Annotated in this window: 21 protein-coding genes; 4 read left to right on the forward strand and 17 right to left on the reverse strand. The window is 58.1% G+C overall.

Translation table 11 applies throughout. The features are described from left to right. Positions 1-61: 61 nt before the first annotated feature. From add to HF675_RS11440, 9 genes are all read right to left on the reverse strand, one after another. Positions 62-1,060, reverse strand: coding sequence for an adenosine deaminase (gene add / locus HF675_RS11400; RefSeq protein WP_187044622.1), 999 nt, complete (start codon positions 1,058-1,060; stop codon positions 62-64). 164 nt (positions 1,061-1,224) lie between these two features. Next, on the reverse strand, positions 1,225-1,839 hold the full coding sequence (locus HF675_RS11405) for an AAA family ATPase (RefSeq protein ID WP_187044623.1): 615 nt from the start codon (positions 1,837-1,839) through the stop codon (positions 1,225-1,227). After that, positions 1,836-2,273: a PTS sugar transporter subunit IIA gene (locus HF675_RS11410; RefSeq protein ID WP_187044624.1), complete on the reverse strand. Its 438-nt coding sequence runs from the start codon at positions 2,271-2,273 to the stop codon at positions 1,836-1,838. Before HF675_RS11410 ends, HF675_RS11405 begins: the two co-directional genes overlap by 4 nt. A 9-nt stretch (positions 2,274-2,282) precedes the next feature. Next, positions 2,283-2,549 (reverse strand): hypothetical protein, encoded by a 267-nt coding sequence (locus HF675_RS11415; protein WP_105231288.1) that lies wholly within the window; start codon positions 2,547-2,549, stop codon positions 2,283-2,285. Between the two features lie 76 nt (positions 2,550-2,625). Further along, a complete protein-coding gene (locus HF675_RS11420; RefSeq protein WP_105231287.1) occupies positions 2,626-3,468 on the reverse strand; it encodes a class II fructose-bisphosphate aldolase in 843 nt (280 codons plus the stop codon). Next, positions 3,455-4,822 carry a PTS sugar transporter subunit IIC gene (locus HF675_RS11425; protein WP_111737009.1) on the reverse strand — a complete coding sequence of 456 codons (1,368 nt, stop codon included), beginning with the start codon at positions 4,820-4,822 and terminating at the stop codon, positions 3,455-3,457. Before HF675_RS11425 ends, HF675_RS11420 begins: the two co-directional genes overlap by 14 nt. Then, on the reverse strand, positions 4,819-5,130 hold the full coding sequence (locus HF675_RS11430) for a PTS sugar transporter subunit IIB (RefSeq protein ID WP_105231285.1): 312 nt from the start codon (positions 5,128-5,130) through the stop codon (positions 4,819-4,821). The genes HF675_RS11425 and HF675_RS11430 overlap by 4 nt, the downstream gene beginning before the upstream one ends. An 11-nt stretch (positions 5,131-5,141) precedes the next feature. Beyond that, entirely contained in the window at positions 5,142-6,122 is a 981-nt protein-coding gene (locus HF675_RS11435) for a 6-phosphofructokinase (protein ID WP_187044625.1), read from the reverse strand. 371 nt (positions 6,123-6,493) lie between these two features. Next, positions 6,494-7,249: a DeoR/GlpR family DNA-binding transcription regulator gene (locus tag HF675_RS11440; protein WP_105231283.1), complete on the reverse strand. Its 756-nt coding sequence runs from the start codon at positions 7,247-7,249 to the stop codon at positions 6,494-6,496. Between the two features lie 99 nt (positions 7,250-7,348). Between HF675_RS11440 and HF675_RS11445 the strand changes: the two genes are divergently transcribed. Together HF675_RS11445 and HF675_RS11450 are read left to right on the forward strand one after the other, a co-directional pair. Then, positions 7,349-7,945: an NUDIX domain-containing protein gene (locus HF675_RS11445; protein ID WP_111737011.1), complete on the forward strand. Its 597-nt coding sequence runs from the start codon at positions 7,349-7,351 to the stop codon at positions 7,943-7,945. After that, a complete protein-coding gene (locus HF675_RS11450; RefSeq protein WP_111737012.1) occupies positions 7,942-8,307 on the forward strand; it encodes an NUDIX hydrolase in 366 nt (121 codons plus the stop codon). Before HF675_RS11445 ends, HF675_RS11450 begins: the two co-directional genes overlap by 4 nt. 34 nt (positions 8,308-8,341) lie before the next feature. Here the strand turns inward: HF675_RS11450 and HF675_RS11455 are convergent, their stop codons facing one another. Then, positions 8,342-9,523 (reverse strand): MalY/PatB family protein, encoded by a 1,182-nt coding sequence (locus HF675_RS11455; protein WP_187044626.1) that lies wholly within the window; start codon positions 9,521-9,523, stop codon positions 8,342-8,344. Continuing rightward, a complete protein-coding gene (malX, locus tag HF675_RS11460; protein ID WP_187044627.1) occupies positions 9,516-11,138 on the reverse strand; it encodes a maltose/glucose-specific PTS transporter subunit IIBC in 1,623 nt (540 codons plus the stop codon). Before malX ends, HF675_RS11455 begins: the two co-directional genes overlap by 8 nt. Positions 11,139-11,352: 214 nt before the next feature. On the opposite strand from malX, the gene malI reads away from it, so the two are divergent. Further along, the gene (malI, locus tag HF675_RS11465) at positions 11,353-12,378 is read left to right on the forward strand and encodes a Mal regulon transcriptional regulator MalI (protein WP_187044728.1); all 1,026 of its coding nucleotides are present in this window, start codon (positions 11,353-11,355) and stop codon (positions 12,376-12,378) included. A 19-nt stretch (positions 12,379-12,397) separates the two neighbouring features. Here the strand turns inward: malI and HF675_RS11470 are convergent, their stop codons facing one another. From HF675_RS11470 to manA, 3 genes are all read right to left on the reverse strand, one after another. Beyond that, positions 12,398-13,636 (reverse strand): hypothetical protein, encoded by a 1,239-nt coding sequence (locus HF675_RS11470; protein WP_187044628.1) that lies wholly within the window; start codon positions 13,634-13,636, stop codon positions 12,398-12,400. Positions 13,637-13,976: 340 nt separating this feature from the next. Next, positions 13,977-15,524, reverse strand: a complete 1,548-nt coding sequence (locus tag HF675_RS11475) for a YdgA family protein (protein WP_187044629.1) — start codon at positions 15,522-15,524, stop codon at positions 13,977-13,979. Positions 15,525-15,700: 176 nt separating this feature from the next. Then, positions 15,701-16,879, reverse strand: coding sequence for a mannose-6-phosphate isomerase (gene manA / locus HF675_RS11480; RefSeq protein WP_105231273.1), 1,179 nt, complete (start codon positions 16,877-16,879; stop codon positions 15,701-15,703). Positions 16,880-17,048: 169 nt separating this feature from the next. Here manA and fumC point away from each other — a divergent pair, with 169 nt between their 5' ends. After that, positions 17,049-18,446 carry a class II fumarate hydratase gene (fumC, locus tag HF675_RS11485; RefSeq protein ID WP_105231272.1) on the forward strand — a complete coding sequence of 466 codons (1,398 nt, stop codon included), beginning with the start codon at positions 17,049-17,051 and terminating at the stop codon, positions 18,444-18,446. A 60-nt stretch (positions 18,447-18,506) separates the two neighbouring features. Here the strand turns inward: fumC and HF675_RS11490 are convergent, their stop codons facing one another. The 3 genes from HF675_RS11490 to HF675_RS11500 form a co-directional block, all read right to left on the reverse strand. Continuing rightward, on the reverse strand, positions 18,507-18,884 hold the full coding sequence (locus HF675_RS11490) for a hypothetical protein (protein WP_234008573.1): 378 nt from the start codon (positions 18,882-18,884) through the stop codon (positions 18,507-18,509). 259 nt (positions 18,885-19,143) lie between these two features. Beyond that, positions 19,144-20,082, reverse strand: coding sequence for a DNA replication terminus site-binding protein (gene tus / locus HF675_RS11495; RefSeq protein WP_187044630.1), 939 nt, complete (start codon positions 20,080-20,082; stop codon positions 19,144-19,146). A 172-nt stretch (positions 20,083-20,254) separates the two neighbouring features. Further along, the gene (locus HF675_RS11500; RefSeq protein ID WP_172606340.1) at positions 20,255-21,541 is read right to left on the reverse strand and encodes an MFS transporter; all 1,287 of its coding nucleotides are present in this window, start codon (positions 21,539-21,541) and stop codon (positions 20,255-20,257) included. Positions 21,542-21,574 lie beyond the last annotated feature (33 nt).

Here is a 21,574-nt window from a genome sequence, read left to right on the forward strand (position 1 = left end):
GCTGGACAGATAAGAAAACAGCGGCGTGAGGCCGCTGTTTTGCTGAGGTATTGAGCCAGGGTTAACCGGCCACTTTGGCGCGCAGCGCCTGTTTTTCCTGCTCGCTGAGAAACGCCATGGTCAGGCCGTTTTCCTGCGCGCGGCGCATCTCTTCCGGCGTCAGTCCCGCCTGCGGCGCGGCCACGCGGTATTCATGCTCAATCTCGATGCCCTGTACGGCAGGATCGTCGGTATTGATGGACGCCGTCACGCCGTGGCGCAGGAAGGTCGCCAGCGGGTGCTGCGCCAACGCCGCTACGGTGCTGGTCTGAATATTGGAGGTCAGGCAGGACTCAATGCCGATGTCGTGCTCGGCGAGGTAATCCATCAGCGCCGGGTCTTCCACCGCTTTCACCCCGTGGCCGATACGTTCGGCGCCCAGCTCGCGAATCGCCTGCCAGATGCTTTCCGGCCCGGCGGCTTCGCCGGCATGGACGGTAATACGCAGCCCGGCGTCGCGCGCCCGGTTAAAGTGGGACAGGAACAGGCTGCCGGGGAAGCCCAGCTCGTCACCGGCCAAATCGAGCGCGGTGATCGCGTCGCGGTGCGCCAGCAGGCCTTCCAGCTCTTGCAGACAGGCTGCCTCGCCGAAGGTGCGGCTCAGAATGCCGATCAGGCGAATATCGATATCATGGTCGCGGCAACCGGAACGAATACCGTCGACGACCGCCTCGACCACGCCGGTTACCGGCAACTGATGCTGCAGCGCCATGTAGTAGGGGGAAAAGCGCAGCTCGGCATAGTGCAGGCCGGCGTTGACCGCATCCTCGACGTTTTCATAGGCGACGCGGCGGCAGGCGTCCAGATCGCCCAGCACCGCCACGCCCCAGTCCAGTTTTTGCAGAAAACTGACCAAATCCGGTTCGGTATGGGTGATCTGCACGTGCGGACGCAGGCTTTCCAAATCGTTCGCCGGCAGGTCGAGGTTGAACTGGCGGCCCAGATCGAGAATGGTTTGCGCACGAATGTTGCCATCAAGATGGCGGTGGATATCGGTAAGCGGGAGGCGTGGGTCAATCATGTTGTGCACTCGCTGATGAGGGAAGGTAAAGTGCAGAACAGTATAAAAACAATTTGATGAAAATAGCCATTCTGTTACATAAAAAAGTGACCACAATCACAATAAAGCCGCGCTGTGGCGTGTTTTTATGCAACGGCAGACGGCAAGCCTGCCGTTGCGTCGGATCAGTCGCGCACCCCAAGCGCCGCAACGGACCGCCGTTCTGAGTGCGCGTGGACGGGCTGCAGGTGGTGCGTCTGCAGCCAGCGTTCAATATGCGGCAGGCAGAGTGGCTGGGACTGATCGAGCGTCAGCACCGGCCCCAGCGCCATCGGCGTCGCGCGCTCGGCCAACTGGCGCAATTCCGGTACATACTCCGCGCCGGGGTGGCCGTCGGCACGCTGGTGCAAGCGGCTGGCATAGCGTTCAGCCGCCAGATCGCCTGATATCTGGTTCCAGATTTCCACGACGTGCGCGATCCCGGCCTGCTGCAGATAGCGCTGCAATTCACTTCTGGGCTGGAAACCGAACCAGGCGTCAATCACATAGACGCAGTTCGCCGGCGCATGCGCGACAATCGACCAGATCGTCTGATACGCCGCCCGGCCGATGTTACGGTTCAGCTGGCGATCGACCGGGGCGAACAGCTCCATAAAAGGCTCTTTGATGCCGTCAATGGTCAGATAGGGGAAACCAAAGCGTTCGGCAATGTGGCGAGCCACGGTGCTTTTCCCCGAGGCGGGAACGCCGTTGACCAAAATGACGCATTTATTGCCGTTGGTAGAGAATGCTGCACTCATAAGATCTCCACAACTTGCTGCCGTTGGGTTGCGGCCCGCAGTTTTGCCATCGTCTGCGGGTCGTCCAGCCATTCAACAATCGCACGCAGGCCGGCTTCAATGTGGTCATCACTGCTGGTGGCGCCGAACAGGATCACGATATCGGCTTTTTCGCTGCCCTGGAAAGCGATGGGCTGGTCAAGCACCACCAGGCTAAAGCAGTTCTTAATCACGCCGCACTCGGGCCGTGCGTGAGGAATGGCGATGCCTTCATCAAAAACGTAATATGCGCCATGCGCCAGCGTATTGTTGATAACCGCCTGGCAGTAGGATGCTTCAATATAACCTTGTGTCACCAGCGGCTGCGCCGCCAGGGTAATCACCCGTTGCCAGTCCTGCTCCTTAACGCCGAGCTGGATGGCGTTGGCTTCGATCAACAATTGTTTTATCGACATAGCTGGTCCTCAGATACTTTTTCTTATGACATTGCGTAACTCATCAATCTTCACAAAGAGTTCATCAACCCGATCGCGATACGCTTTACTTTTAGCGTATATTTTTAGCGCCCGGTTATATTCCAACATTAATTGTTTCTGTATTTCGCCGTCCTGCGGATGGCTGTCTAACTGGCGTTCCTGGCGGGCGATACTTTCCGCGATTTGCGCCGCCTCCCGGTGATATTGATCGTCATCGGCAATCACCGTTTTATGCCGCTTCATAAATTTAAACATGGTTGTCTCCAGCCCCGGAGCGCGCCGGGGCGCCAGGCATGATTTTCTTTCAACGTTTAAAAGGGAATAAAATTATTCAGCGAAATAAATTCATTTTTTCAGTTAATACATTAGTCACCGCTTCATTCGCCGGGATCAGAAATTTACGTACGCTGTCGCTGACTTTGCCTTTCTCAAACGTTTCTTTGCAGCGCCCGACCCATTGCACATTCATTTCCGTGCCGACGTTAACCTTATCAATGCCGCCGCTTACCGCCCGGCGCATATCATCATCGCTGACGCCGGTACCGCCGTGCAGCACCAGCGGCGTAGCGGTGGCGGCGGTAATTTCCATCAGGCGCTGATGCTGGATTTGCGCCTTGCCGGTATACAACCCGTGCACCGTGCCGACCGATACGGCGAGCATATCGACGCCGGTTTCATCGACAAAACGCTTGGCATCGGCCACCGTGGTGAAACTGATGTCTTCGGCGGCGACCATCTTCCCATCCTCGGCGCCGCCGATGGCCCCCAGTTCCGCCTCCACCGAAACGCCGCGCGGCCGGGCCATCTCAATCACCAGGCGCGTATTGGCGATATTCTCATCGATGTTCAGGTGGGAACCGTCATACATGACCGAGCTGAACCCGGCGTCGATGGCCGTACGGATCGCGCGCGGGTCGGAGCAATGGTCCAGATGCAGGCAGGTTGGTATCTGCTCGCTGGCGGCGAGAGAAGAGACGGCGTCGACCAGCAGCTGATAACCCAGATATTCGGCGGTGCCGGTGGATATCTGAATCATCAGCGGGCTGTCGGCGCGCTGCGCCGCGCGGAAATAGGCGGGCAGCATTTCCAGACAGTGAAGGTTGAAAGAGCCGAGCGCTTTGTAGTTGCGGGCTTTGGCCAGCTGTAACAACGCGGGAAAGTTATAAAGTTTCATGGACTTTTTCCTCATGGTGCTTGGTTGATTTACCGTTAACGAACCACGCGAGAAGCGCGACAAAAGCAATAAACAGGCCGGCGAACAGCCAGTTGTGCTGCAGAGCATTGCCCAGCACCAGCCCGCTGCTGATGACGTCGGAGTCGCTGAAGGTCAGCCCGACGAAGCCGTAGCTTTCGAGCATGGGCACTAACAGCGCCGGCAGCAGGGTGATAAACAGGCCGTGCACGACGCCGCCGATCATGGCGCCGCGCCGTCCGCCCAGCGCATTGCCGAAGATCCCGGCGGTGCCGCCGGCGAAGAAGTTGGTCAGCAGGCCGGGCAGAATCATCGCCAGGCCAAACATCGGGAAGACGATCATGCCGATGACCGAGCCGAGCGTGGTGGCGAGAAAACCGACGATCACCGCGTTGGGGGCGTAGGGAAACAGCACCGGGCAATCGAGCGCCGGTTTCGCGTCAGGCACGATGCGCAGCGCTATGCCGCGGAAAGCCGGCACCAGTTCGTTGAGCAACAGGCGTACGCCGCTGTAGAGGATGAACACCCCGGCGACAAACTGAATGGACTGCATAAAGGAGTACATCAGGTAGTTCATGCCGTCGGCGTATTGGGCGATATACTGCGGGCCGGCGGCCAGCGCCGGGATCAGGTACATCGGGACCATCACCACCGCCATCGATACATAGGTGTCCTGCAGGAATTTAAAGTTGTCCGGCAACTGCAGATCTTCTGTGGAGCGGGAGCCTCTGCCTACCACTTTGGCCACCGCCGCCTGCACCAGATAGCCCAGCGTGCAGAAGTGTCCCAGCGCCACATCGTCGGCGTCGGTAATACGGCGCACCACCGGCTGCGCCAGCGCGGGCATCAGCACCGCCATCACGCCGCCAAAGATCCCGCCGGTCAGAATCAGCGGCAGCCCGCTCAGCCCGGCCTTATAGCCGACCACTGCGCCGATGGTGGCCATCCACAACAGCGCCTGACCGGTCAGAAAGATATATTTGAACGGTGTCAGCCGGGCGATGATGATATTGACCACAAAGATGACCAACAGCGTCAGCGCCACTTCAGAACCCAGTTCGCGATTAGCCACCCCGGCTATTGCGGCGACGTCGGTAATATAGCCGTGCATGCCGAAACCGTGAGTGAATATATCGTTTAGATAGGTCAGGGCGCCGACGATAATATTAATGCCGGCCATCATGATTAAAAAACCCAACAGCGTTTTAAAGGTGCCTTCGGCCACTTTACCCGCGGACTTTTTCTGTAGCAGCAGTCCTAACATGGCAATCAACGCAATAAGCACCGATGCCTGACCCAGCAGGTCCTTTACGATGAAATTTATCATGCTGTTCATGATGGCAGCCCTTGCATATTCCGTTCTTTAAGAAACGCGACGATCTTCTGCTCAATCTCCGCTTTATCCGTCAGCTTATTAAGAATAATGACCCGTTTCTTTTCTTCCTCGCTGGCATCGGCATTGAGAATATCCGCAAACGTTTTTTGAGTGAGAATAATATCGGACTTAAAGGCTCCGGCTTCTGAAATAGTGGTGTGGTCGATATCCGCGTCGATCTCTAGTTTTTTGAGTACTGCCTTGGCGCTCATTTCAATAGCAAAGCTTGAACCTAAACCACAGCCGCATACGCAGAGTATTTTTAACATGACGTTGCTCCTCAAATAATATTTAACTGTTTGGCCAGTTTGTAATGGTGCCCTTCGGTATCTACCAGACGCTTTTTCATACTGATTAAATCAATGGGAATTGCCTGATTGCCGGCATTAATCACGATGGCTTTATTTTTCATGCCGGATTGAATACAGCGCGCGACCTCATTGGCCATCAGCGTGCCTTGATAAATCTCTTCGCCGGTGGGGTCGCCGTTGCGCAGGCCATACCCGACGATGGTCTTGCGAATACGGACGCCGATATGCGGCTCCAGCTGCTTGATCATGGTGTCGATCGCCCCCTGGAAGCCCGGTGAATACTCTTTGGTGTAGCCCTCGGAACACAAAATAATTACGCTGTTTTGCGATGTCAGCTTGTGTTTTATTCTCTCGGCCAGCTCCGGCAGGTTATATTGACACTCCGGAATGAGCGCAAAATCGGCATTGGATTTAATGGCGGACTGCAGAGTCAGTTCGCCGCAATATCCGCCAAGCAATTCCAACATAAATACGCGGCCGGGCAGTGCCCTGCCGGTATTACGTAATTTGGCGACCTCTTTGAGTATTTGTTCGCAGGCGGTAGAAAAACCGACGGTATAGCTGCTGCCGAATACGTCATTATCAATGGTCATGCCGATGCCAAAACAGTTGACGCCAAATTCGCTCAGGGTATTTAAAAACTGCAGGGAGCCGTCGCCGCCGGCCATAATAATGACGTCAATCCGCAGTGCCTTGAGTTGTTTACTGATGCCTTCATATTCCGATGCGTAGAGTTTCCGGCTGGTTCTGCCGGAGCTAAGAAGCGGAATAGCGGAAATGGCATAATCGATCAGATCGCGTTGTGTCATAGGGCGGTGCCGGTTTGCCAATAACCCCGGAATGCCGCCGTCAAATAAAACTATTTCGGCCTGCGTCAGATTGGCTATTTGAAAAATAAAATTATTAATACCGCTGACATCGCCGCCGCTAATCACTATACCGATTTTCATCGTAGGCCCCCTTCGTTGCTTTAACGTCATTGTTGAATTTTAAATAGGGGTAAATTTGCAAGCGACATCACAAAATAATGACAAAAATCGTCGTTATAGCGATTGACTCATTAGTTTTATGGACATTTTTTGCGAATTAAATCACATTTCTAGAATCAGGCCATACTGGGGACGCTGAGGTTTTTTTATTTTTATTCAAAGAGTTGATTGATTTAGCCGCTGAAATCATGGGCTGACGGGAAGGGCGCTCCGCTAATTCGGAAAAACTTAATACAAATGTGAGATTCATCGCATTTTATTGCGGATTTGGCATTTTTCGCCGGTAAGCGGCGTCTGGCGCACCGTTAAACGGCGCGCGCAGATGTCGCCCGTCAGGCTTTAATGACGCTGACGCCCGCCTGTTGCAGCGGGGATATCAAGGCCTCGTCGGTGGCGTGCTCCACAATAATGGACTGCGCCAGCGTAATATCGCCGATGGCATACTGTGAGGCCGCGTTAAGTTTGGCGGCGGAAGCCAGCACCACGGTTTCTGCCGCGCGCGCCGCCAGCGCGCGTTTGATATAGGCCTCCTCCAAATCGCCGGTGCTGAGACCGGCGGTAGGGTGAACGCCGGTCACGCCCATAAAGTAGAGATCGGCGCGAATATGCGACATCGCCTCTACCGCGGCCGCGCCGACGGTGACGATCGAATGTTTAAACAGCCGGCCGCCAATCAGGATCACCTCGATCTGCGGGTGGTCCACCAGCCCGACCGCCACGCTGGGGCTGTGGGTGACAATGGTCGCCTGTAAAGACAGCGGCAGCTGTTTCACCAGCTCGGCAGAAGTGGTGCCGCCGTCCACGATCGCCACCTGGCCCGGCAAAATCATGGCGGCGGCGGCGCGGGCAATGGCGCGTTTGGCACCGGACTCCTGCTTGTTGCGTTCGGCAAATGGAGCGATGGCGGGGGATACCGGCAGCGCGCCGCCGTGCACGCGCTGGAGTAAGCCTTCGCTGTCCAGCTCGCGTAAATCACGCCGGATGGTGTCTTCCGACAGCCCGAACATCTCACTTAACTGTTTGGCCAATACCTGGCCCTCGCTGGCAAGTTTCTCCAGGATTAGCTTCTTGCGCTGGCTGGTCAGCATACGTCCCCGTCAATTTTTTGTTTGCACGAATGATCTTGATCATACACGAAACTGCACGATAGTATCAATGCGACCCTCAACCCCTTTGGAGCAGACAAGATGATCCCAACAAAAGATCGCGTACGCATGGTGTCAACGCAGGTGTTATCCGATGACTGGTATGTGCTGAAAAAGAACACCTTTGATTTTCTGCGTCGCGACGGCAGCTGGCAGCGGCAAAGCCGTGAAACCTATGACAGAGGCGACGGCGCCGTGATTTTACTGATCAACCGCCAGGCGCAAACGGTGATCCTGACGCGGCAGTTTCGTTTTCCGGTGTTCGTCAACGGTCACGACGGCATGCTGATTGAAGCGGCGGCCGGCCTGCTGGATAACGCGTCGCCGGAACAGCGTATTCGTGCAGAAGCCGAAGAAGAAACCGGCTATTTCGTGCAGAACGTGCGGAAAGTCTTTGAGGCTTATATGAGCCCCGGTTCGGTGACCGAAAAACTGCATTTCTTTATCGGTGAATATGACGCCTCGGCGCGTATGCATCAGGGCGGCGGCCTTGAGGATGAGGGTGAAGATGTCGAGGTGCTGGAGATGACGCTGAAAGAGGCGCTGCAGGCCATCAGACAGGGAACGATCGTCGATGCCAAAACCATCATGTTATTACAATTTATCGCTCTGAATCCTGACTGGGAGAACGCCTTATGAAAGCGCAACAAATTCTGATTGCTGGCCCTTATCGCAGCGGCACCAACGGCAATACGGCGCGTATTGCCGCCAATCTGCATCGTCTGGAGCAGGCGGCGCTGGCGGTCTATCAGCGCGGGCATGTGCCGGTGATTGGCGAATGGCTGGCGCTGCCGCTGGCCGGCGCCGCCGGCTCACAGCAGGTGGGGGATGAGATCAGCGAGGCCTACCTGTATCCGGTTGCGCATCGGCTGATTGCCCAGTGTCAGGGGATTTACCGTATTGAGGGCGCTTCGCAAGGGGCGGATAAGGACGTGGAAGTGGCTGAGGCGCTGGGACTGACGGTCTATCGTCAACTGGCGGATATCCCTGCTGTGCAGTAATCGACAACGGCGGGCGTTGGCCCGCCGTGATGCGTCAGACTGGCGTTGCCACAAACCGCAGGCCGGCGATCAGCCGGTCCATGCCATCCTCCAGCTTGCTGCGCGGGCAGCCGACGTTGAGACGAACAAAGCCGCGCCCCTCTTCGCCGTAGGTAAAACCGGGCATGATCGCCACCTTTTCCCGCTCGATCAACGCCTGTTGCAGCGCATGGTCGTCAATATTCAACGGACGCAGGTCGATCCACGCCAGGTAGGTAGCCTGCGGCGGCTGCCACGCCAGCTGCGGAAAGGCCTGATTAAGCCGTTCGGCGACGTAGCGCAGGTTGCCCTGCAGATAGTCGCGCAGCGCGTCCAGCCAGGGGGCGCCGTGGCGGTAGGCGGCAATATGCGCCACAATTGCCAGCACCGCCGGGGAGGAGAGGCCGTCGCGGCCTTTAAGCTGGTGCAGATAGGCGTCGCGCGATGCCTCATCGCTGATAAAGCCGTAGGCGCCGGTCAGCGCCGGGATATTGAAGCTTTTTGAGCCGGAGGTCAGCAGCGCCCACGGCGAGGCACCGACCTGGCTCCACGGCAGATGCCGATGTTCGCCCCAGGTCATATCCATATGGATCTCGTCGCTGATGACCCGAACCTGATGGCGCTCGCACAGCGTTGCCATCTGCTGCAGCTCTTCGGCGCTCCACACTTTACCGGTCGGGTTATGCGGGCTGCACAGCAGCAGAATTTTGCTTTGCGGCCGGGCCAGCAGCGCCTCCAGGTGGGCCATATCGCAATGCCATTGGTTACCGGCCTTCTGTAGCGGGCAGGCCAACAGCTGACGCTGGTTGCCGAGAATCGCCTTGTAAAACGCGTCGTAGGCGGGGATATGGGTGACCACGTATTCCCCCGGCGCTGACCACTGGCGGATCAGTTGGGAAACCATATAAATCACCGATGGCCCATACACTGCGTCGGCGGTATCGATCGCGGTCTGGAAGCGCAACTGATACCAGTGGCGCAGTGCGCCGAGGAAATCTTCATGCTGCCAGCGGCTGTAGCCCAGCACGCCGTGCTGCAGCCGCTGCTGCAACGCATCCAGAATGCAGGGCGCAGTAGCGAAGTCCATATCCGAAATGGTGAACGGCAGCAGATCGGCGCTGCCGAAGCGGTCGGCGATATAGTCCCACTGGGTGCACCAGGTGCCGTGACGGTCGATCGGGGTGGAAAAATCAAACATGGGTTGCTCCAGACAGTTCTGCTGCAGGCCGGCTTGCCGCTATCAATGAGTCTAATTCATCTTTGACCGACTGTACCTGCGGGCCGATCACCACCTGCAGGCTGTGCGCGTTCAGGCGCACCACGCCGATGGCGCGGTTCTCCTTCAGCGCCGCATCGTCGACCTTGCTGATATCCGCCACCGACAGCCGCAGGCGGGTAATGCAGTTATCCAGCGAAACGATATTGCCGGCGCCGCCCAGCGCGGTGAGGATCGCCGGAACATTATAGCCCGACTGGCCCACCGTACCTGACGGGGCGTGCGCCGCGCTGCCGGCGTTGTCACTGTCGCGGCCCGGCGTCTTAATGTTAAAGCGCAAAATGGCGAAACGGAAAATGGCGTAGTAGGCGGCGAACCAGATGGCCGCCACCAGCGGCACCAGATACCATTTGGTGGCGGTGCCGTGCAGAATGCCGAACACCACAAAATCGATGATGTTGCCGTCGGTATTACCGATGGTGACGCCAAGCAGCGCCATCACGGTAAAACCGAGGCCGGTGAGGATCGCGTGGATCAGGTACAGGAACGGCGCGACGAACAGGAACAGGAACTCGATCGGTTCGGTGGTGCCGCCCACCACGCAGGCGACCACGCCGGAAATCAGCAGCCCTTTGATCTTATGCCTGTTTTCCGGCCGGGCGCAGTGGTACATCGCCAGCGCAGCGCCCGGCAGCCCGCCGAGGAAGGCCGGCATTTTACCCTGCGACAGGAAGCGGGTGGCGCTTTCCGCAAAGCCGTGGGTGGTCGGGCAGGAGAGTTGGGCCTGGAAAATGGTCAGCGCGCCGCTGACGCTGTGGCCGCAGACGTCCAGCGTGCCGCCGGCGTCGGTAAAGCGGATCAGCGCCACCAGAATATGGTGCAGGCCGAAGGGCAGCAGCAGGCGTTCACCGCTGCCGAAGATCATCGGACCAAAAGCGCCGGCGCCGTTAATCACCCAGCCCAGGCCGTTAATGCCGGCGGCAAACCACGGCCAGATCAGCGGCACCACCAGCCCGCACACGCCAAGCGTCAGGGTGGTGATAATCGGGACAAAACGCGTACCGCCGAAGAACGCCAGCGCATCCGGCAGGCGGATGGTATTAAAACGCTCATGCAACAGATAGACGATAATGCCGACCAGCACCGCGCCGAGGATGCCGGTATCGATCGACTGAATGCCGAGCACGTTCTGGATATTATGCGCCTTGAGCACCAGCGGATCGCTGCTGGGCAGTACGCCGCTGGCGGTCAGATAGAAATTGGTCGCCAGATTGAGCACCGCGAAGCCGACGAAGCCGGAAAAGGCGGCGACGCCTTTATTGTCCCGCGCCATGCCGAGCGGGATGGCGATGGCGAACATCACCGGCAGGAAGCTGAAGGCGAAAGACCCCACCTTGCTCATCCAGGTAAACAGCAGCTGGCAGGCAGGGTGGCCGAGGAACGGCAGCAGGCTGATGACATCGCGGCTGCTGAGCGAACTGCCGATACCGAGCATAATGCCGCAGAACGAGAGCAGCGCGACGGGTAGCATAAAGGTTTTGCCCAGGCTCTGGAAAAACTCCCAGAGGGTAACTTTGGGTTTTTGACTTGCTGGCATTACCGGAGACTCCTGGCGAATGAAAATGAGCAGGCAAGCGCGCCTGCCGAAGGTAAAAATAAGATAAAACGATTTACCTATTAAAAATGCGCCGATTATCACAATTAAACGGTGAACTTTTCACCGCTATACAGAAAGCCGGTAAATCGTTTTACTGTATCGGACTGATGGGTATACATTTAGCGCCATGGCCATCGTTTGTTGAGGTTACACCATCAAAAAGATCACCATTACCGATGTTGCACAGCACGCCGGGGTGTCCGTCAGTACGGTTTCGCTGGTGCTGAGCGGCAAAGGGCGCATTTCTTCGGCTACCGTGGCGCGGGTGCATCAGGCTATCGAACAGCTGGGCTATGTGCGCAACCGACAGGCGGCGACGCTGCGCGGCGCGGCGTCCGGCGTGATTGGTCTGATCCTGCGTGATATTGGCGATCCTTTTTATGCGGAGATGACCGCCGGCCTGAGCGAAGCGCTGGAAGCGCAGGGCAAGGTGCTGTTCTTGATGCAGAGCGGACGCGACGGCGCCGGGCTGATGCGCTGCTTTGACACCTTGTTGACGCACGGCGTCGACGGACTGGTGCTGGCGGGGGGCGCACGTGCTGTCGACGGCCTGCAGGCGCAGGCGGCTGAACAGGGCGTACCGCTGGTGTGCGCCGCGCGCTCCGGCAGCGTGGCGGAAGTGGACGTGGTGCGGCCGGACAATATGCAGGCGGCGCAGATTGCCACCGAATTCCTGATTAAACGCGGCCACCGGCAGATTGCCTATCTGGGCGGGCGCAGCGACTCGCTGACCCGTGCCGAGCGGCTGGGAGGCTTTTGCGCCACGCTGGTGCAGTACGGTTTACCTTTTCGCAGCGAGTGGATTATCGAGTGTGAGAGCCAACAACAGGCGGCGGCGCTGGCCGCCGAACAGCTGCTGCGTCAGCACCCCAACATCAGCGCCATGGTGTGCGATAAAGCCTCGGTGGCGCTGGGCGCCTATTTTGGCATTATCCGCAGCGGGCGCGGCATCGGCTCGGACGGCATCGACAGTTTCCTCAGCCAGCAGGTGGCGCTGATCGGCTTTGGCGACGCGCCGGATGCGGCGTTGAGTGAACCGCCGCTGACGCTGGTTTCCACGTCGGCGCGTGACGTCGGGCGCAGCGCCGCCGCCCGTTTGCTGCAGCGGATTGAGTCCCCCGAACTGCCGCCGCAGGACGTGATTCTGGCGCCGAAACTGATTGAGCGGGCGTCGGCATAGCGGCCGGGTTTCCTTTGTTTCAGAAGTAATAACCGATATTGACGTTGGTGCGAAAATACCATTTGTTGCTGCCGGCAGATTGTGTGCTGGTCCAGCCGGTGGCATTTTCTGCACCGCCCCACGGGTTGACGTTTTGCGCCCAGGTCAGATCGACCCACAGCATCACCGGCAGGGCGAAAACTTGTACTCCAAGGGTGTTCATTTTCGAGTCTGAACCGCCGTTTGCATCTTTCCACAGCACGCTGTAGTCATTGTAAAACCGTAGCTTTTGTACCGGCCCCCAGTCCAGCGCCACATCGCGAGCCAGGTTAAGTGATGCCGTTGTGGCCTGTGCCGGGATCAGATAAGAGGGCGTCAGGCCATTGCCGCCCATCAGGATCGTTGAGTTGTCCGCACCGCTTGGCCCTTTGGCGGAATAGGAGTAGCGGATAATCTGGCCGGATAAATGCCAGGGATCGTGATTCACCAGCGTGTGCAGACCTGCGGCCCAGAAACTGCCGTTATCGCCGGTTGCCTGATTGTACAGGCGAGAGGCCGCCAGTGAGGCGCCCAGCTCATTGCGCCAGTTGCCTTGCTGAAATTCGCGCGCCAGGCGCAGATTGACCTGATCGCGCTTTTCGTTCTGCTGCAACCGCTGCGCGCCGGCGTTGGTATTCTTTAAATCATTGTAGCTGCCCACGTCGGGCGCATAGCGCACTCCGGCCGGCATCATACGGGGATAGTAGGCTGCATCAAAGGTCCAATCGCTGCTGTGATACTGGTATTTAGCTCCCAGCCCGGCATTAACGCCAAATCCCAGATAGAAAGGGATACCGTAGGACCAGCCAAATTGCGGATAGGGCATCAGACCAAAAGGCTTGAACGGTGCACCCAGTTGAATATCGGCATGTTGGTTGAGGTGATAGCCGATATAGGCGCGGTCAATGGCGTATTTTCGCCGATCCTGCAACCAGAACCCGGCATCGAAAAAAGCATCCTGATAATTTCCGCTGGCGTCGATACGAAAGGCATCAAAACGTAAATGTGGCGGATTGCGATAATTGCTGCTACCCCAATCTTCGTAGCGATAATTAGCGCGCAGCGCGCCGCCAATATCCAGATTGTTTTTATTGTCAGCACTTTGCCAATGCAGATGCGGAAACGCCGATTTGCTTTTTACTGCAGGCGCGGTGGCCGCGGCGTTGCTTTTGTTCGAGACATTTTCCGCAGCGTAACCCATTGGTGATGCAAGTAAAATTAAAGCGATGACCTTGCGCATATCTTCCCCGGTAAAGAGTCAATGTTTTATTGGCGCGAGCACGTACCGCCAACAAATAATGACGGCGTTAGTTTTATTGGTGAAACTAATTGTTTTGCCCATGAGACAGGCTGTTTATTTATGTTCCATATGTTAACTTCGTTTTAAATATGAAACTACGTTTCTTTTTTAATATAAAAACTATATTCCTGACATATGGTAAGTCAAGAGATATAAATAATTGGCGTTATTTTCTCAGTCGGGAATATGAGCTTTGCTTAGTAGGATCAGCGGCGAAATTTTATGGAGGAGGGGGAACAGACAGCGTAAAAAGGGGGCTGTAACAGCCCCCATAATGCGATTATTGTGCCGGAGCCGGAGCCGGAGCCGGAGCCGGAGCCGGGACTGGCATTGGCGCCGGCGGTACGCCCTGTTCCGGGCCGGCCAGCATGCCGAACATGCCGAGGAATTCCTGCAGCGACATCTTGTTGCCGTTCAGCTCCACCTGATTATCGGCATAGTGGAAACGGGAGCCGATCACATCGTCCTTCAGCGTGGTCAGCTTAAACATCTGCCCCATGGCCGCCAGACCCTGCACCTGCTGTTGCGCCAGCTTCTGCGCCTCTTCGGCGTTGTAGCCCTGCAGTTTGGCGGTTTGCGCGGTGGCTTCCGTCGCCATCGGCACAGGAAGATTCAGGCTGGCGTCGAGCTTCTTCACCGCGCGCGCCAGCAGCAGATCGTCCGGCGCCTGCGGGGAAACGCCCTGGGTCGGATCGACCAGATCCAGGTTCAGCGTGAAGGTGCCTTCGCCTTTACCGTTCTTCCAGCTCAGCGGCGCAACGTTAATGGTCGGGTTGCCTTTCAGCAGCAGCGGCAGGTTCTGCATCACGATGGCGCTTGCCTGCTCCTGATAGGCTTCAGGCGGCAGAGACTGGCTTTGCTGCAGCAGGGCGGCCATTTGCTGATTGTAGCGGTCGGCGAACTCTTTCAGCGATTTGCCGTCCAGCTTGTCGACTTTCAGCGTCAGCTTGCCGGAGCCGAAGTCGGCGCCCTGCAGCTTCAGCGCATCCATGGTGTAATCGATCTGGCCATTCAGGTTGCCGTCCTGCTCGCCAAATTTGCTCGCCAGATTGAAGCCGTCCAGCGTCAGCGCCTCTTTGTTATCGACCGCGACTTTCAGCTGCTTAATGTTCAGCGCCTGATCGCCGAGGCTCAGGTCGTACTGGCCGGTGCGGGTGTCGGTTTTCAGCGTAATGCCCTGCAGGGTGATCTGCTCGGTCTGGCCAAATTCGGTACGGCCGGACAGCGTGGCGCTGTCGCTGCTGCCGTCTACCTGCACCGCTTTCAGATCGCGGGCGACGTCAATGGTCAGATCCGCGCCGGCGAATGTCAGCGCGTTGCCGTCCTTCTGGTAATCCAGCGGCAGTACCTTGAGCGCCGTGGAGGTATCGCCGTTATAGGCAATGCGTGAATCGGCGGTAAACGGCGCTTTGCCTTTGGCGATATCGAACAGCGTTTTCACCGCCGGGGTATTGGCCAGCTCGGTGCGTACCGATGCCATGCTGGGGATCAGGTTAAAGCGCTTGAGCTGGGCGAACGGGAAGGGGCCGTGGTCGATCACCTCCTGCAGCACCACTTCCTCACCCGGCTGCAGCGCCGCCTGCTCGCCGCTGGCGGTGCCGTCCGGACGGATGACAAAGCGCAGGTGGCTGCTGAACAGGCCGCGCTGGTAATCCTCATAGCTCAGTTTGATGCCGGCCTGCGGCAGGTAGCTTTCCAGCTGGCTGTTGGTGCTGCTCACCACTTCGCCCATCCGCTGCTCAATGAGTTTACCGGTGTACCATGAAGCCCCGGTCCATGCTGCGCCAAGAATCGCAATAACGCCGACGGCGACGACTGACTTTTTCATCGTTCTCTCATCCTGTTGTAAAGGGTTTGGCATTCCTGTGGCGCTTAACACTGCGCGTAAGCGGTGGCTGCATCGTCGCAAGGCGAACAGGGCCAACAAAAAAACGCCCGCAGGCGTTTAATTGTGAAGGCATGCGCCTGCTTTTAGCAACCCATTTGCTGAAATTTACCAAATGGTTACGACAAAAGAGTATAAACCCGCGCGATGCGGCCGCTGCCGCTGACGCTCACCGGCGACTCGCAGGCGGGGATAAAGCAGGATTCGCCCGGCTGCAGCCGCAGTTGCTGATCCTGTCGTTCCAATATGGCTTCGCCATCCACGCAGAATACGATGGCCGCGCTCTGTTGCGCCAACGGCTGGGGCGCGGCGGACAGCGTATGCAGCGAAAAGGCGAAATCGTCCACCGGAATCGGGAAGAACAGCTCGTCGCCGCGCGGCTCCGGCCGGGTCAGCAGCGCGTCGGCGGACTGCGGGCGGAACTGCAGGTTGGCCAGCAGCTCCGGGATATCAATAAATTTAGGCGTCAGGCCGGCGCGCAGCACATTGTCCGAGTTGGCCATCACCTCCAGCGCCACGCCTTGCAGATAGGCGTGCGGCGTTTCTGCGTACAGAAACATCGCTTCGCCCGGCGCCAACTGCACGACGTTCAGCAGCAGCGGCGAGAACAGGCCGTTATCATCCGGGTAAAAACCGGCGATAAAGCGGATGGTGTTCCAGGGTTCGCCCTGCTGATTGTTGAGCGCCGCTTTCAGCACGCCCAGCGCCCGGGCTTTTTGTTCGCCCTGCATACTGAGCAGGCCGGCGAACAGCTTCGCCAGGCGTTCCGTGTCCGGCTGCTGCAGGAAAGCGGCGATATCATGATGGGCGCTGGCGATGGGCTGCAGCAGGGCGGCAATATCGTCCAACTGGCGGAAACCGTTCATCGCCAAAAACGGCGTCAGGGCGAATACCAGCTCCGGCTTATGGTTCGGATCCTTGTAGTTGCGCTCGGCGGCGTCCAGAGGAATACCGGCGGCGTTCTCTTTGGCAAAACCGATTTCTGCGGCGGATTTGCTGGGGTGCACCTGGATCGACAGCGGCTGATCGGCACACAGCACTTTAAACAGGAACGGCAGCTCGCCAAAGCGCTCGGCGACCTGGCGCCCCAACTGCTGCGGTTGGTTTTCATTAATAACATCACGTAATGCGCGCTGCGCACCCGTGGCGTCCGTCACCTGAGAACTGCTTTTGGGGTGTGCGCCCATCCACAGTTCCGCCATCGGTTTTCCCTGCGGGTTGGCAATGCCGTACAGTTTGGTGAGCGCGTCGTGGCTGCCCCAGGCGTAGTTTTGCACCGTATTGGTCATTTTTTGCATGATGATTCCCTGAGTGAGAAATGAATTGCCGCCAGTAAACAACGCTGCTCCGGGGCTTGCAAGTGGGCAAAGTCGGAAACTAAGTCGACAACGCTCGCCAAATGCGAATAATTATTATATCGCTATACTGGAGTGGTGAGTTTTTAGGCGATGTACTAAGGAGAAGGTAATGGCAGTCATGCGTAGCGAAAAAGATTCGATGGGGGCGATTGACGTTCCGGCCGATCGTCTGTGGGGCGCTCAGACGCAGCGCTCTCTGGAACACTTTCATATATCTACGGAAAAGATGCCGACCGCGCTGATTCACGCGCTGGCGCTGACCAAGCGCGCCGCCGCCGAAGTTAACCGGCAGCTTGGCCTGTTGCCGGACGAGCGCGCCGGGGCGATTATCCAGGCGGCGGACGAAGTGCTGGCGGGGCAGCATCCGGATGAGTTCCCGCTCTCTATCTGGCAAACCGGCTCCGGTACCCAGACCAATATGAATATGAATGAGGTGCTGGCTAATCGCGCCAGCGAGCTGCTGGGCGGCGAACGGGGAGAGGGGCGCCGGGTGCATCCCAATGACGACGTCAATAAAAGCCAGAGCTCTAACGATGTATTTCCTACCGCGATGCACGTCGCCGCCGTGATTGCGCTGCGTCAGCAGCTGATCCCGGCGCTGCAGACGCTGCAGCGTACGCTGAGCGCTAAGGCCGAGGCGTTTCACGACATCGTTAAAATCGGCCGCACCCACCTGCAGGACGCCACGCCGCTGACGCTGGGGCAGGAAATTTCCGGCTGGGCGGCGATGCTGGCGCACAGCCTGCGGCATATCGACGCCAGCGTGCCGCATATCGCCGAACTGGCGTTGGGCGGCACCGCCGTCGGCACCGGGCTTAACACCCATCCGGAATATGCGGTGCGGGTTGCCAAGGCGCTGGCGGAGCTGACCGGCGAACCGTTCGTCACCGCGCCGAACAAGTTTGAGGCGCTGGCCACCTGCGACGCCCTGGTGCAGGGGCACGGCGCGCTGAAGGGGCTGGCGGCCTCGCTGATGAAAATTGCCAATGACGTCCGCTGGCTGGCTTCCGGTCCGCGCTGCGGCATCGGCGAAATCGCCATCCCGGAGAACGAACCGGGCAGCTCGATTATGCCGGGGAAGGTCAACCCCACCCAGTGTGAGGCGATGACCATGCTGTGCGCGCAGGTGCTGGGCAATGACGTCGCGCTGAATATCGGCGGCGCATCGGGTAACTTTGAGCTGAACGTCTTCCGCCCGATGGTGATCCATAACTATCTGCAGTCGATCCGCCTGCTGGCCGACGGGATGAACGGTTTCAACACCTACTGCGCCTCCGGCATCGAGCCGAACCGCGAACGCATCGGCCAGTTGCTGAATGAATCGCTGATGCTGGTGACGGCGCTGAATACCCACATTGGCTATGACAAGGCGGCAGAAATCGCCAAAACGGCCCATAAGGAAGGGCTGACGCTGCAGGCTGCGGCGCTGAAGCTGGGGTATGTGACGGAGCAGCAGTTCGGCCAGTGGGTGCGGCCGGAAAATATGGTCGGCAGTATGAAGCCGTAGCGGTTGCCGGGCGGTGTAAAATGGGCCTGCCGGGAGGCAGGTCCTGTTTGAACGTGGTTATTATCGGTTCAAACTTTCCTCATGGCATAGTGCCGTTATACGGTTAATTACCGGCTGAATATTATTATTAACGTAATCCATCGTGCTGAGATGGATGATGTTTTTTGGCTCAAATCCTTGGCTATAGAACTGAAAGCGCAGCCCGGGGGCGCAAACCAGGAGTTTGACCCGCTGTGCGATAATCTTCTCTATATCGGATTCGGTATTATCACTGGCTACGGTCCATGTGGTGTGCTTTTCTTTTAATCCTTGTCGTAAACAGGCAAGGTATTCCTCTTCTTTATAGTGACCAAAAAGCCCTCCGCCCATGCCGTGGAGTGGGGAGCGGCCGAGCGTCGGTGAGGGGCTGGAAATAAAATAAATCGTTTCAGTGTCCATTTTACTCCTCATGATTCATCCGATTTGGTGGCACGCTAGCGTTGAGTTTCATTGCGATTGTTCCTTAATCAAGCAACGACAGGTTCATCGTTAGGGGTATTTATGGCGTTGATGCTTTCAGATAAGGCTAATAATTTTCTGTATTCTTTGGCTTCGGCAAATATTATCCAGTTTACATCGATACCCACGGCTTCGATATCTGTTCGGTATCTTTAATCCTGATAGTAAAGCGGATTAACCCTTGTTCAAGGGGAATCCCTCAGCGCGTAGGCGCATCGGTATACAGGTGCAGACGCTTTACCACCAACCGCAGCGGTTTGGCCTGCGGCTTATGCTTATGTTTTACCGCGTTGGCGTCGTAGTTGAGCAGCTCGCCAATCTTTGGCACCGCCGCGCCGCGCTCCAACTGACACAGCGCCAGCAGCGGCAGCGGGCAGGGGTGCTGCACCTGCTTTTGTTGCTGCTGATACCACACCCGGGCGATAGGCTGCACCTTGACCGGGCGCTTGATCTTCAGCGTCGCCTGCTGCGGCAGGCGGCTGACGTCGTCAATTTCCCGGCTGACCAGCTCCGCCCACTGTTGGCGGTTATACGGCGGCACCGCGCGTCCGGCCTTCAGGCTTTTTTCCAACTGCTGCAGCACGTCGTCGCGCTTTACCTTCTTGATAATATGCTTATTGGCCCAGCCGAAACGCACCGAGTCCGGGTTGGTGAGTAGGGTAATGGTGCGGTAGGCGCTGAGGGTGATCAGCCCGTGAAGATGGGTATGGACAAAGTCGAAGCGCTGTTCCGGCGCCAGCCCGGATTCGACGGTGATGATATGTTCCAGTTCTGCCTTCAGACGGTTGATCCGTGAGATCTGTTGCTGCAGGGCGGCGTACTGCAGCGGCTCCACCGCCAGACAGAGCACGCCCGGCAGGCGAACCGCCGCCTTGCTGCTGACGTGCTGCTTATTGTGATGGATAAACAGCCGCTGGTAGTGCTCAAGCGCCAGGTCGCGCGCCGCCTGGCCGAGGTGCTGCTCAACGGCGATCTGTTCGATGGCCTGGTGTTCTTTACCTTTCTCAATCTCCGGCAGGCTGAACACCCGCGCGGCCAGCAGCCGCAGCGGCACGATCTGCTGGTGGAGTTCCGCCAGCGCCGCCTCCAATTGATTAAAGCACTGGTTCATCCGGGCAATCAGGTCGTAGTTGCTCATCGCTACCTCGTATTTTAGTTACAACATACATTGTAGGGTAGGCCAACCGAGGGGGCAACCTCAGCAACGGTAAATAAGGGGAATAACGGTGTAGTCAAGGCCAAACAGGACAGACAAGGTGAGACGGGCGGAGAATATAGGCGCGGCGAGGGCCGCGCCCACAGCGGCAGAGTTAAACGCGTGCGGCTTCAGGCAGTTTGCGCAGGTAGTGCACCACGAACAGCGACAGCAGCAGCATCACGCCGATAAAGGCCACCACGCCGCTCCAGCCGAAGCTGTGCCAGAACACGCCGCCGAGCGTGCCGGCGACGCTGGATCCGGCGTAATAGCTGAACAGATACAGCGAGGAGGCCTGGCCTTTGGCGCGGCGAGCGCGGCGGCCAATCCAACTGCTGGCCACCGAGTGGGCGGCGAAGAAGCCGGCGGTAAACAGCATCATGCCGACAAAGATCACCGCCACCGGCGCCAGCGCGGTGAGGAGAATGCCGCTCAGCATAATCAGGATCGATCCCAGCAGCACCGGGCCGCGGCCAAAACGCGCCGTCATCGCGCCGGCTTTCGGCGAACTGTAAGAACCGGTGAGATACACCACCGACAGCAGGCCGACAATCGCCTGGCTCAGGTGGTAAGGGTTTGCCAGCAGCCGATAGCCGATGTAGTTGAACAGGGTGACAAAGCTGCCCATCAGCAGAAAACCTTCGGCAAACAGCAGCGGCAGCCCTTTATCGTGCCAGTGCAGCTTGAAGTTGATCATCAGCGTGCGCGGGCGCAGCGAACTGGCGCGAAAATGTTTAGAGGCCGGCAGAATGCGCCAGAACACAAAAGCTGCGATCAGCGCGAACAGGCCGATTACCGCCAGCGACACGCGCCAGGAGAAGAAATCGGTCAGTACGCCGGTCACCAGACGGCCGCTCATGCCGCCGATGGAGTTACCGCTGATATACAGCCCCATGGAGAACGCCACAAAGCTGGGGTGAATCTCTTCGCTCAGGTAGGTCATGCCCACCGCCGCCAGCCCGCTCAAGGACAGCCCGATCAGCGCGCGCATCAGCAAAATGCCGTGCCAGCTGGTCATCACCGCGCAGATCAGCGTACACACCGCCGCCAGCAGCAGCGCCACCACCATCACCGATTTACGGCCGATGGCGTCGGACAGCGGGCCGGTAAACATCAGGCCGATTGCCAGCAGCCCGGTGGAGAAGGAGAGCGACAGGCTGCTTTCGGCCGGAGAGATGCCGAAGTCCTGCGATAGCACCGGCAGGATCGGCTGTACGCAGTACAGCAGTGCGAAGGTGGCCAGACCGGCGGAAAACAGCGCCAGCGTCACGCGCATAAACTGCGGCGTACCGCGTTCAATATAGGGGAGTTTGTTCAACGAAGAGCGTTGGGTTTTTGGCGCAGCGGCCGCCGTTTCATCATTGGCGGCCCGCGTCGACGGCGTCTTGGCCGCAGAACGCATTGGGGAATTCACACAGGTTCCTTACCGGACTTC

This window comes from Serratia sp. JUb9, from assembly GCF_014298095.1.
GTDB lineage: Bacteria > Pseudomonadota > Gammaproteobacteria > Enterobacterales > Enterobacteriaceae > Serratia_B > Serratia_B rhizosphaerae.